Consider the following 12091-nt stretch of genomic DNA (forward strand, 5'->3'; position numbering starts at 1 on the left):
CGCGGCAGCCGACGTTGCGGCAGCCGATGCTGCGGCGGCCGATGCCGCCGACGCCGCCGACGCCGTGGCCGACGTCGCCGCGCCGGCGCCTCCCTCGCCTCCTCGCATGGCGTCCATGCGGGCCGTGGCGGCCGCCTCGGTCGCGGCGAGCGGCGTCGAAATCAGCGAAGGCGGCCTGGTGCAGATCTACACCCGCGGGGGCAAGCCCCTGCTGGATGCCGCGACCGTGGCGCAACTGCGGGCCTATCACGTCAGCGCCTTCGACGCGGGCAGGCGCGCCCAGCGCGGCGGGGCCCAGGCCAAGCTGCCCCTGGCGCTGCTGCGCCCGAACGATTACTCGCAGCCCATGGGCATCCTGACGGCCAGCGGCAAGATCGTCACGAATGCGGACTGGGAAAGTATCTCGTCCTATGACGTCTCCCTGCCTTTGCCCGTCCGGACCCGCGACCGCAAAACCGGCGCGATCGATGCCGAAGGCAACTGGGCCATTCCGCCCCGCTACACCGAAATCCGCCCGTTCCGCGGCGCCTACTCCTGGGCCAGCCTGCCGGGTTCGGGGCGGCGCGAGATCGTGCTGATCGATGCGCGCGGCAAGCCCGTCGCCGTTCCCGCCGAAGTGCTGGAGGACACCAGGGAGTTCGACGGCGAGCTGATCCACTACCGCGCGCCCGACGAGAACCGCGAGCGCCTCTGGGGCGTCTGGAACGTGCGCGACGGCGCGCCGGTGCTCAAGCCGGTGTACGAACGCATCGAGGAATTCGAAGACGACTGGGCCAAGGTCCTGGACCGCGGCCGTTGGGGCGTGGTGAACCGCAAGGGCCAGTGGGTGCTGCCCGCCACCTACGAAAGCGCCTACGAGATGGAGTACCTGGGCGACGGCCTCCTGCTGGTCCCGGACGCGGACGCCCAGGCCGGCCGCGGCTATTCCGACCGCGCCTATCGCCTGGTCAACCTGCGCACCGGCAAGACCAGCGAGCGCCTTGCCGGGAAGCCTGAAAAGCTGAAGGACGGGCGCTACATCGGCGAACTCGCGGACGCGGGCACGATACTGTTCGACGCGCGCGGCGGCGCCTTGCGCCTCTCCGATACACCACCCCGGAACAAGGTGCAGTACCAGGACTGGATCTACATCGAGAACGAGGAACGCGAAGGCGCCATCAACGCCCGGGGCGAATTGAAGGTCCCCGCCCTCTACGGCGAATTCAATCCCTTCTTCGTGCAGCCCGAAGGCCTGGCCCGCGCCTACGACGGATCCGAATACCGCGTGATCGACCAGAACGGCAAAGCCCTCCCCACGAAACTGGGCGACGGCACGCCGCTGGCCGGCATGAAGCGCATCGTCTTCCAGGACGACCGGAATTCGGGCAGCGTCATGACGGATCTGCAAGGCAAGGAGATCACCCGCATCCCGGGCACGTATAGCGTGCAATACCGCAGCGCCAGCGAAGGCGTGGTGCCCTACCGCGGCGACGGCGGCAACGGCAGGTACGGCTTCGTCGACGCCAACGGCAAGCGCGTGGTGGGGCCGCACTTCGATTCGCTGGGCCCGCTGAAGAACGGCCTCGCGGCGGCGCAGCGCCAGCAGCGCACCGGCAAGCTCTACGGCTACATCGACCTGACCGGACGCTACGCGATCCCTCCCCTCTTCAGCTGGGTGAGCGACTTCCAGGAAGAACGCGCGCTGGTGCGCCAGGATGGCTACACGCAATACATCGATACCAAGGGAGAACCGCTGGCGACGTTCGTCACGGTGTGCGACACGGTGACGATCCTGGACAACGTCGGCCGCATCGTCTGGCCGCTGGAGAAGATGCGCTGCCCCGCGGCCGACAAGTTCGAGCTCGCCCCCGACAACGCCAAAGCGAAACAATCATGACGTCACGCGCACTACGCATCACCCGCCTCGCCGGCGCCTTGGCCGCGCTGGGCGTTTCCCTGTCCGCCCAGGCGCAGTACGGAAACTATGCCTGCGTGGAAAACGTGGCTTACGACAACTATGCGGCGCTCGACTCGGGCGCCGGCAGCCCTTACGCCAACGGCTGCATCCGCGCGCTGTCCGACCAGCGCGCGGCGGTGTTGCTGCCGTCCGCCGTGGAAGGCGCCGGCCGCGCGCCGGGCGACGGCACGCTGCGCCACCACGCCTGGGGCTTCCTGGATCAGAACGGCAGGCTGGCGATACCGCCGATCTTCGAAGCGGTGCGCGACTTCCGTCACGGCCTGGCCGCCGTCAAATGGCAAGGCAAGTGGGGCTTCATCGACACACGCGGCAGGATGGCCGTGCGGCCGCAGTTCGACGCGGTGCAGGACTACGCGGAGATCGGCCTGGCCGTGGCCACGCAGGATGGCCGGCAGCAACTCATCGACCGCCGGGGCGAGCCCGTAGGCGAGCCGCTGGACGCCGGCATCGCCGCGCTGTCCCTGCAGGACGGCGTGCCTGCGCTGGCCACGGTGGAATACAAGCTGGAGTACCGGTCCAGCAACGGCGAGCGCCGCTACGGCGATACCGGCATCCAGCTGACCCGCTCCTATGGCAACGGCCTGTACATCGCCACCGACGCGCAGGGCAGCTACGGCCTGCTCGACCAGCAATGGAACTGGGTCCTGGAACCCGTCTACCAGGACATTTCCGTTCTCGGCGACGAGGGCTCGCTGGCCGCCGCCTTCGGCCCGCGCGGCGCGGTGCTGCTGGACGCGCAAGGCAAGCCGATCGGCGAAGACCAGAACTACCAGGGCCTGACGCCCCTGGGCAAGGCGTTCTGGAGCGCGGAGCTGACCCGCGGCAACTACGCCATCCTCGATGCGGCCGGCGCGCCCGTGGCCAAGTTGAAATCGGACGAAGCCTACGGCTCCCGGCGCTACGGCGACACCCTGCTCTATCCCTCGGGCGAGCAGCTCATGGCGCTGGCGCCGGGGCACGCCGAACCCCTGGTGTTGGGCGCAGGCCTGTCCGCCGCGGACGACGACCAGGGCTATGTGCTGTTCACGAACGCGGAGCGCGTCCCCGTCGGCCTGCTGACCCCGACCGGCGCCTGGTTGCACGGCGGCACCGCGCCCGAGTGGCTGGCGGATGTCGGCCGGATGGAAGTGCGCCAGGGCAAGCTGTGGCTGTTCACTGAAAACCGCCTGCTCAACGTGCTGGACGGCGAAGGCCGCGTGCTGCTCAAGCCCGAGGCCGTCGAGGCCGCGCAGGAGATGGCGCTCAAGCAGTTGCCCCTGGACGTGCCCGGAGGCCCGCTGGGCCTCTTGGGGAAAGGCTATTGCCACTGCAACAGCGAAACCGGCGCAGGCCTGATCCTGGCCGATGGCGGCATCGCGGCCGATCCTTCCTGGAACGCGGTGATTCCGCTGGACGGCGCCAGCGACTACGACGACTACACGCGCGCGGCGCCGCCCGGGCTGAAGGCGGAGCAGCTGCGCTACGCCGCCGAAACGGCCGAAGGCATGCGGCTGCTGGACGCGGCCGGCAAGCCCATGGACCTGCCCGCGCAGCAGCATATCGGCGCGTTCCACCACGGCTACGCGCTGGCCTATGGCGGCGGCGTGACCCGCATGGTCGATCGCGACGGCAAGACCTACGCGCTGCCGGATTATTTCGAGACGGAGGTGGTCGCGCCCGGCGTAGTGCGCTACGTGGAAACGGCGGCCGAGGACGCGCCCTGGGGCCTGTACGATTTCGTGGCCGGCAAGGTCGTTTCGCCCCCTCGATACGCCAGCATCGGCGAATTCCAGGACGGGCAGGCCGTCGCGTCGCTGGGACCGGACCGCGTGGGCGTCATCGACCTGCAAGGCCAATGGGTCATCCCGGCCAGCCACCACGACGCCGAACGCGTCAACGCGCAGCTGTGGAAGCTGCGGCAGGCCGGCGCGCAGGCGGACGACTACCGGCGCCCCGCGGCCCTGTTCAATGCCCGCGGCCAGGCGCTGACGGCGTTCCTGTCCGGCCTGCAGGTCGGCGCGGACGATGACGGCACCGTGCAGGCCGGCGACGGCAAGCGGCGCTGGATCATCTCGCCCGATGGCGCCGACGCGCTCGACATGGAAGACGCCAGCTACAGCCGCCTGGGCGACTGGATGGCGATCCGCCACGCCCAGCGCAGCGGCTATCTGGATGCGCAGGGCCGCTGGCAGATCGCGCCCGACGCGGTCGTCGGGGGCACGTTCCGCGGCGCGCCCGCCCGCGCCCTGCTGACCGACGACGACGGCGCCCGCGTGATCGACGCGCAAGGCAAGACCGTCACCGCGCTGCGCGGCGGCGATTGGAGCTGGCCGCAGGGTTCCGCCTCGCTGCTGTGGCGCTACGTCGCCGACGGCAGGCAAAAGACGGACTACGCCGGCCTCGACGGCAAGTCCCACCTCACCGTCGACGGCTATGCATCCGGCTACTCGGAAGGCCATGCCGTATCGCGCCTGTCCAGCAGCGCGATGCGGGCGGTCGACGGCAAGGGCGCGCTGACCGGCCCCGCGTTCGACGCGCTGGGCCTGTTGCGCGAAGGCCTGGCGCCCGCGTATGCCGACAGCGCCTACGGCTACGCGAACGCCGAAGGCCAGTTGGCCATCCTGCCCGCGTACGAGACGGTCTCGCCCTTCCAGGGGCAGCGCGCCGTCGTGTCCACGATGGACATGTCGATGATCATCGACTCCACCGGCAGGCAAGTGGCGCGCGTGGCAATGGAGTGCGGCGTGCGCGCGCTCTACGGCTCGCACAACCAGCGGCTGTGGCCGCTCACCCTGCCGCGGCGCTGCCCACGGTAGCGGCCCGCCTGGCGCCGGACGCCTATTGCGCGTCCAGCGCCAGGTAGCGGCGGGTCTGCACGATTTCCTCGCGTTCCTTGAAGCTGGTCAGCTGCCCGGCCAGCGCGCTGCTGTCGCCGGTCTGCCGGATGGCGGCCAGCGTGGCCTGCATGGCATGGATGGCGGCGCGTTGCAGGTCCGACGGAATGATGACCAACCGGTAACCCATGGCCGCCAGATCGGGCAGCGGCACCAGCGGCGTCTTGCCGCCGTAGAACATATTGATGAGCTTCGGGCCGGGCAGCCGCTCGGCAATGGCCCGGATCTGCTCGACGCTCTCGGGCGCTTCCACGAACAGCATGTCCGCGCCCGCCTTCACGTAGCGCTCCGCGCGCGCCAGGGCGGCGTCGAAGCCTTCGACGGCGATCGCGTCGGTGCGCGCGATCACCAGCGCGTCGGCATCGCTCAGGGTCTGGCGCGCGATGTGCACCTTGCGGCACATCTCCTCGACGTCGATCAGGCTCTTGTCGTCCAGGTGGCCGCAGCGCTTCGGAAAGGACTGGTCTTCGATGTGGAAGGCGGCCACGCCGGCGCGCTCCATGAGGCGCACGGTGCGTTCCACATTGGCCGATCCGCCGAAGCCCGTGTCGGCGTCCGCCACTACCGGCAGGCCGCCGGCGTCGACGATCTTCTCGACGCGATCCATCACTTCGCTGAAGCTCAGCAGGCCGATGTCGGGATAGCCGGCGGCGCGCGCGATCGCCCCCCCGCTGGCGTAGACGGCCGGGAAGCCGGCCGCGGCCACCAGCCGGGCCGACATGCCGTCGTAGGCGCCGGGCGCCACGACGATGTCTTCGGCCAGGCGCTGGCGCAACAGGGTGCTGGGTTTGGGAGTGGCGGCCATGGAGATTCCTTGCAGAAGTCGGGAGACGCATCCATGATCGGCCCGGCAGACTAGAATGTCCAATATATGGAAAATTGATTATTCATATTCTTTAGATACCAATATGGAACTGCGCCATCTCCGTTACTTCGTCGCCACCGCCGAGGCCCAGCACTTCACGCGCGCGGCGGAACAGCTGGGCATGGCGCAACCGCCGCTGTCCCAGCAGATCCGCCAGCTGGAGCAGGAGGTCGGCACGCCGCTGTTCGACCGCACCGGCCGCGGCGTCGCGTTGAACGATGCCGGCCGCGCCTTTCTCGCCTGCGCGCAGGACATCCTGTGGCGCGCGGAGGCCGCCGTCCTGACCGCGCGCCGAGCCGCGCGCGGCGAAGTCGGCGAGCTGACGCTGGGATTCACGGAATCCGCGTCGTTCAACGGGGTGGTGACCGAACTGATACGCCAGTACCGGCAGCGGTATCCGGAAGTGGAGATGACGCTATCGCAAGGCGACAGCGAAACGCTGGTGGCCCAGCTGCGCAGCGGCGCGATCGACGCGGCCTTCGTGCGGCCGCCCTTCGCCCTGGACGGCGGGCTGGCGTTCACGCAGCTGGCCGAGGAACCGCTGGTGGTGGCGCTGCCGCTGGGCCACGCGCTGGCGCGGCGCAAGCGGCTGGCGCCCGCCGACCTGGTGCAGGAACGCTTCATCCTGTATTCGCGCAAGTCCGGCTACGGCCTCAGCGCCGACATCATGGCGGCCTGCCGGCAACACGGTATCAACCCGCTGATCGGACAGCGGGCGCCGCAGCTGTCGTCCGCCGTGAACCTGGTGGCCGCGGGCATGGGCGTGGCGATCGTGCCCGCCTCCCTGCGCCACCTGCGCCCGGACGGCGTGGTGTACCGCCCTTTCGCGCTGGATTGGCCGCGCGCGGTGCTGGGGCTGGCGGTGCGCGAGCAAGGCGCGGGCGCCCGTGTGAAAAACCTGCTGGCGCTGGCCGGCGCTTGAGGCCGGCCGGCGCTCAGCCTTCGTGCGACTCGTGCACGGCGGCCGCGCCGCGCTTCCAGTAGCTGGCGGCGCGGATGCGGCTCTTGTCGATGGCGTGCCGCCCCACCATGATTTCCCGCAGCGCCTTGGCCGCCGCGGACTCCGCCGCGATCCAGACATAGCCTTCGCCCGCCGGCAACTGCAAGTCGCGCGCCGCGTCCAGCAACAGCACGCTGTGGCCCGGCGCCGTGCCGTTGCGATGCAGCCAGCGGACGGACGCCTGGGCGGAGGTGGGGAGCGGGATCTCGTTGGCGGCCTCGGGCACTTCGATCAGCACCAGCGCCTGCGCGGCGGAGGGCAACTCTTCCAGGCGGCGGGCGATGGCCGGCAAGGCGGTTTCGTCGCCGATCAGCACATGCCAATCGAAACCAGTGGGCACGACGAACGAACCCCGCGGGCCGCCGATGCCCAGCTGTTGCCCGGGCGCGGCCTGCTCCGCCCAGGTCGAGGCCGGGCCGTCGCCGTGCAGCACGAAATCGATGACGAGTTCCTTGCGCGCGGTGTCGTAGCGGCGCGGCGTGTAGTCGCGCGCGGCGGGCTTGGGCCTGCCCTCGGGAAACTTGACGCCGTCGGGGCCGACGGCCGGAAGGGCCGGCGGCTGCGAGGGATCCTCGGGAAAGAACAGTTTTACGTGGTCGTCGAACGAAGCGGACACGAAATCGTGCAGGTCTTCACCGGTGAAGGTGACGCGGGCCAGGAGGCCGGCGATGCGCTCGACCCCGGCCACGGTCAGCGCGCGCATTTTCAATTCGTGGCGGACGCGCTCGACGTTCAGGTCGGTACGGGTCATGGATACTCCAAAATAGGATCGGAAATCAGGAACAGGGGCCCGTGATTTCCTCGGTGGCGCGCGCCAGGATGGCCGCGATGCGCCGTTGCTCCTTGGGCGTGGCGTCGGTGCGTTCCAGCAACGCGCGCTTGAGCGCCTGCCGCGCCTCGACGAATTCCGGCAGCCATCCGGTCACCGTGTCTTCGCCTTCGGGACCGGTGGCGCGCGGCTCGCCGCTCCAGGCCTGGCGCATCCAGTCCATCTTGCGGGCGACGTGCTTGAACTTGTTGAACATCAGGGTCAGGCGCTCGCGGCTGGCGTCCAGGCGCGCGCGGCCCGGCTCGGCCAGGTGATAGCGCTTTTTCGTGCCGGCCTGTTCGACCGTGGCGTAGCCCAGCTCTTCCAGATAGGTCAGCGCGGGATACACCATGCCGGGGCTCGGCGTGTAGTAGCCGTTGCTGAGCGCGCCCAGCGCCTTGATGAGTTCGTACCCATGGCTGGGATTCTGTTCGAGCAGGCCCAGCAGCATGAGCTGCAGGTCTTCGGCCGAAACCTTGCGGCTTCGCGCCCAGCCGCGCCCATCCCCGCCGAAGCCGTCGGGATCGCCGCGGCCGTCGGGCGAGTTCGACAGCCAATCGCCCGCCGCGCTGGCGTGGCGCTGGTGCAGGGCGTGCCGGCCGTCGTGATCGTGGGGTTGGGCGGGGCCGTGCGCCTTGTTGCGCGCGCGGCGCGCGCCGCGGGGGAAGGCGGTCAGGAATTGGGGATGGCGCATGGGGAAAACCTCCTCGATACGTATCTTAAGATATATATCTTACGATATAACCGAAGCCGCGTCACCGTCAAGCGCGCCGGTCGGCCACCCCCGCCGCGATGCCGCCCACGATCAAGGCCATTCCCGCCAGCAGCGAGGCGCTGACCGGCTCGTGCAGAATCACGGCCGCGCACAGCAGGCCGAACACCGGCACGCCCAGCAACCCGATGGAAGTCACCCCCGCGGGCAAGGCGCGATTGACGTTCACGGCCGCCCAGTACGCCACCGCGATCCCGAAAATGCCGCCGTAGCCCAGCAGCCAGGCCAGGTCCGCATTCCAGGCCACCGCCGGGGGGCCCTCGGCCGCGAACGCCACCGCCGACAGCACCCCCGACGCGAGCAGGGCCTGCCAGAAAGCGAGTTCGAACGGCGGCGTGACCCAGCGGTGGGCGCGCACGTAGACGATGTTGGCCGCCCAGCACAAAGCGCCCGCCAGGATCAGGCCGTTGCCGACGAGCGCCTCGCGGTTGCGCCAGTCGAAGGCGAAGGGGTTGAAGATCACGATCAAGCCCAGCATGCCTAGCGCCAGCCCGGCCTGCCTGCCGCGCCCGATGGGCTCGCCCAAAAACAGCCAGGCGGCCGGGATCACCCAGAGCGGCGTGGTGTAGGCCAGCACTACCGAGCGGCCCGCCGGCACGTGCTGCAGCCCCAGGCTCACCAGGGCCGCGAACGCGCCCATGTGCAGCAGGCCGACGCTGAGGATCACGGGAAGGTCGGCCTTCACGGGCCAGGCCACCCGCCGCAGGGCGAGTCCCAGCGCGAGCAGCGCGAAGGTTCCGGCGATGCTGCGCGCCGCGGCCGCCCAGATGGGCGTCATGTATTGCAGCAGCAGTTTGTTGACGACCCAGGTGAACCCCCAGGCCAACACCACCACGCCCAGAAGCAACAGGGCATTGCGGCGCGTTAGCACGGCATCGGACATGATGGGCGACGGAATCCGCGAGGCGGTCGTAAAGGAAGACCGACTATAGGAGCCGCGCCTGGCCGCGCCCTAGACCCACGCCCGCCCTATTCTCTGGGACCACGCGCCCCGCTCGGCCCGGACGCGGCGGCCGACAGCCAGCGCGCGAACTCCGCCGCGCCGGGCTCGGCCGGCGCGGGCGCGTAGACCACCAGACGCAGATGCCGGCTCTCATCGACGGTGAGCGTCGCATGCTCGAAATCCAGTTCGCCCAGGGAGGCGATGCGCAGGCGGCGCAGGCCGATGCATGCGCCATGCACATCGTGTTCGCGCCACCAGCTCTTGAATTCCGGCGACACGCGTTCCAGTTCGTCCACCAGCTCCGTGATGTCTGGCTCGCCGGCGGCGCTGGCGAAATCGCGCCGGAAGGTGGAGAGCATGGCGGGCGCCTGCGCGGACCAGTCCACGAACAACTGCCGCAACGCCGGGTCCGCGAACAGCATCCACAGCAGGTTGCGCCGGCCCGGCGGTTGCGCGGAAAAATCGAACACCCGGTCGGCGGCCGCATTCCACGCCACCACGTCCCAGCGCAGGTTCAGGATATACGCGGGACGCGCAGGCAAGTCGTCCATCAGGCGGCGCACCTGCGCCGGCACCGTGCACCAGGTGCGGCCCGGTTCGGACGGCGGGCGCTGGTGCGCCAGCAGGTAGAGGTGGCGGCGCTCGGCGGCGTCCAGCTTCAGCACGCGCGCGAGGTTTTCCAGGAAGCCGGCCGACACGCTGATGTTGCGTCCCTGCTCGAACCACGTGTACCAGGCCAGCCCCACGCCGGCCAGCGCGGCCACTTCCTCGCGCCGCAGGCCTGGCGTGCGGCGGCGGCGGCCGGCGGGCAGGCCGAGTTCGACGGGGCTGAGCCGTTCGCGGCGCAGCCGCAGGAATTCGGAGAGGTCGGCGCGGGTGCGGTCCAGGCGCCGGGATGCCGCGGGTCGAGTCATGGGCGTATTGCACCTAGTAATAGCATAAACAGCTAAATTGTATAAGGCTGAAAGCCTCGCCAGAATAGCGCCCATCTTCCTTCGATGGCGCTTTCCATGACCTGCTCCACCACCACGCTTTCCCCTGCCGGCGTTTCCGCGCGCGCTCCCGCCGCCATGGACCGCCGGGGCCTGGCCGTCCTGCTGTCGGGTGGCTTCATCACGATCTTCGACCTGTTCGTGGTCAACGTCGCCATCCCCAGCATGCAGTCCACCCTGTCGGCCAGTTTCGCGCAGATCAGCTTCATCATCGCCGCCTACGAACTGGCCTACGGCGTGCTGCTGATCGCGGGCAGCCGGCTGGGTGACCGCCACGGCCGGCGGCGCGTGTTCATGCTGGGCATGGCGGGCTTCGCGCTGGCCTCGGCGCTGTGCGGCCTGGCGCCCACCGCCGACACGCTGATCGCGGCGCGCATCCTGCAGGGCATGGCCGCCGCCATGCTGTTCCCGCAGGTGTACGCGCTGATCCGCGTCAGCTACGACGGACAGGCGCGGCGGCGCGCCTTCGGCCTGCTGGGCATGACGCTGGGGCTGGCCGCCATCGCCGGCCAGGTGCTGGGCGGCTGGATCGTGCATGCCGACCTGTTCGGCCTCGCCTGGCGCGGCATCTTCCTGATCAACGTGCCCCTGGGCCTGCTGGCCTGGCGGCTGGCGCGCCACATTCCCGAATCGCGCGAGCCTTCCGGCGCGGACATGGACTGGCCCGGCGCGGCGCTGGTGGGCGTCGGCCTGGCCTTGCTGCTGCTGGCCCTGATCGAAGGCCCGCAACGGCACTGGCCGGCCTGGACAGTCGCTTGCGGCCTCGCGTCCGCCGCGGTGCTGGCGGGGTTCGCGCGCATGCAGCGTCGCATCGGCTCGCGGGGCGGCGCGCCGCTGGTCGACCTGGCCCTGCTGGCGCAGCCGCGGTTCGCGGCGGGCTGCGTGCTGGTCATGCTGGTGTTCTCCACCGCGAGCGCCTTGTTCCTCTGCTACGCGCTGCTGGTGCAGACGGGCTTCGGGCTGGACGCCCTGACGGCGGGCCTGATCTTCGCGCCGGCCAGCGTCGGCTTCGTGGCCGGATCGATGGCGGCGCCGCGCCTGGCGGCCAGGTTCGGCACGCCGGCCATCACGCTGGCCGCGCTGCTGTACGGCGCGGCAACGGCGGCGCTCATGCTGCGGGTCAAGGCCGCCGGCGCCGGCCTGGATCCGTGGTCGCTGCTGCCGGTCCTGGTGTGGCTGGGCGCGGCGCAGGGCGCGGTCAACACGCCGCTGGTGAATCTGGCGCTGGGGTTCGTCGACGACCGCCGCGTCGGCATGGCGGCGGGCATCGTATCGACCCTGCAGCAGATCGGCGCGGCGCTGGGCGTCTCCGCCGTGGGCATGCTGTTCAGCGGCACATTGCAGGCCTGCGGCGGCGCGGGACGGGCCGAATGCCATGCGCGGGCATTCGCCAATGCCTTGCAGTTCAACGTGGCGGCGATCCTCGCGGCCGCCGCCCTGCTGTGGTGGCTGGGCCGGCGTGACCGCCGCGCCTAGCGGCCGTCCGCGCCCCGCTCGGACGCTATCCCGCCGAGAGTTCGCGGGCGCGCCGCTCGGCCTCGCGCACGGCCTGGACGATGGCCGGCGCCACGCCCGCCGCCCGCATGTGCGACAGCGCCGCGTAGGTGGTGCCGCCCTTGGAGGTGACGCGGTCCTGCAATTCGGTCAGCGGCGCCGTTTCGCTGGCCGCGAGCGCGGCCGCGCCGCGGAAGGCGGACACCGCGAGGCGGCGCGCGTCGGCGGGCGAGAAGCCCAGTTCCTCCGCGCCCTTTTCCAGCGCCGCCATGAAATGGAACACATAGCCCGGCCCGCTGCCGGTCACGGCGGTGACGGCGTCGATCATGGCTTCGCTGTCGGTCCAGATGCGCTCGCCCACCGCCGCGAACAGGGCGTCCACCCGGG

At 70.3% G+C, this 12091-nt stretch carries 10 protein-coding genes; 4 read left to right on the forward strand and 6 right to left on the reverse strand.

From position 1 onward, the window contains the following. Both ADE01S_RS30640 and ADE01S_RS30645 read left to right on the forward strand, forming a co-directional pair. A partial coding sequence (locus ADE01S_RS30640; RefSeq protein ID WP_167543434.1) for a WG repeat-containing protein occupies positions 1-1876 on the forward strand: 1876 nt, incomplete at its 5' end. Further along, entirely contained in the window at positions 1873-4752 is a 2880-nt protein-coding gene (locus ADE01S_RS30645; RefSeq protein WP_062685534.1) for a WG repeat-containing protein, read from the forward strand. The genes ADE01S_RS30640 and ADE01S_RS30645, both read left to right, overlap by 4 nt. A gap of 22 nt (positions 4753-4774) precedes the next feature. On the opposite strand, the gene ADE01S_RS30650 is transcribed toward ADE01S_RS30645, so the two are convergent. Continuing rightward, positions 4775-5635 carry an isocitrate lyase/PEP mutase family protein gene (locus ADE01S_RS30650; protein WP_062685535.1) on the reverse strand — a complete coding sequence of 287 codons (861 nt, stop codon included), beginning with the start codon at positions 5633-5635 and terminating at the stop codon, positions 4775-4777. A gap of 103 nt (positions 5636-5738) precedes the next feature. On the opposite strand from ADE01S_RS30650, the gene ADE01S_RS30655 reads away from it, so the two are divergent. Beyond that, positions 5739-6617, forward strand: a complete 879-nt coding sequence (locus ADE01S_RS30655) for a LysR family transcriptional regulator (RefSeq protein WP_062685536.1) — start codon at positions 5739-5741, stop codon at positions 6615-6617. 13 nt (positions 6618-6630) lie between these two features. On the opposite strand, the gene ADE01S_RS30660 is transcribed toward ADE01S_RS30655, so the two are convergent. The 4 genes from ADE01S_RS30660 to ADE01S_RS30675 all read right to left on the reverse strand — a co-directional run bounded on the left by ADE01S_RS30660 (position 6631) and on the right by ADE01S_RS30675 (position 10132). Next, positions 6631-7446, reverse strand: a complete 816-nt coding sequence (locus ADE01S_RS30660) for a siderophore-interacting protein (protein ID WP_062685537.1) — start codon at positions 7444-7446, stop codon at positions 6631-6633. A gap of 25 nt (positions 7447-7471) precedes the next feature. Next, positions 7472-8197, reverse strand: a complete 726-nt coding sequence (locus tag ADE01S_RS30665) for a PadR family transcriptional regulator (RefSeq protein WP_082775928.1) — start codon at positions 8195-8197, stop codon at positions 7472-7474. A gap of 67 nt (positions 8198-8264) precedes the next feature. Further along, positions 8265-9158 carry a DMT family transporter gene (locus ADE01S_RS30670; protein ID WP_062685538.1) on the reverse strand — a complete coding sequence of 298 codons (894 nt, stop codon included), beginning with the start codon at positions 9156-9158 and terminating at the stop codon, positions 8265-8267. A gap of 86 nt (positions 9159-9244) precedes the next feature. Beyond that, positions 9245-10132, reverse strand: coding sequence for a helix-turn-helix transcriptional regulator (locus ADE01S_RS30675; protein WP_062685539.1), 888 nt, complete (start codon positions 10130-10132; stop codon positions 9245-9247). 96 nt (positions 10133-10228) lie between these two features. Here ADE01S_RS30675 and ADE01S_RS30680 point away from each other — a divergent pair, with 96 nt between their 5' ends. Then, positions 10229-11686: an MFS transporter gene (locus ADE01S_RS30680; protein WP_062685541.1), complete on the forward strand. Its 1458-nt coding sequence runs from the start codon at positions 10229-10231 to the stop codon at positions 11684-11686. A gap of 25 nt (positions 11687-11711) precedes the next feature. On the opposite strand, the gene ADE01S_RS30685 is transcribed toward ADE01S_RS30680, so the two are convergent. After that, positions 11712-12091 (reverse strand): pyrroline-5-carboxylate reductase family protein (locus ADE01S_RS30685; protein ID WP_303621342.1); only part of this gene is annotated, 380 nt, incomplete at its 5' end.

The organism is Achromobacter denitrificans NBRC 15125, from assembly GCF_001571365.1.
Classification (GTDB): Bacteria; Pseudomonadota; Gammaproteobacteria; order Burkholderiales; family Burkholderiaceae_B; genus Achromobacter; species Achromobacter denitrificans.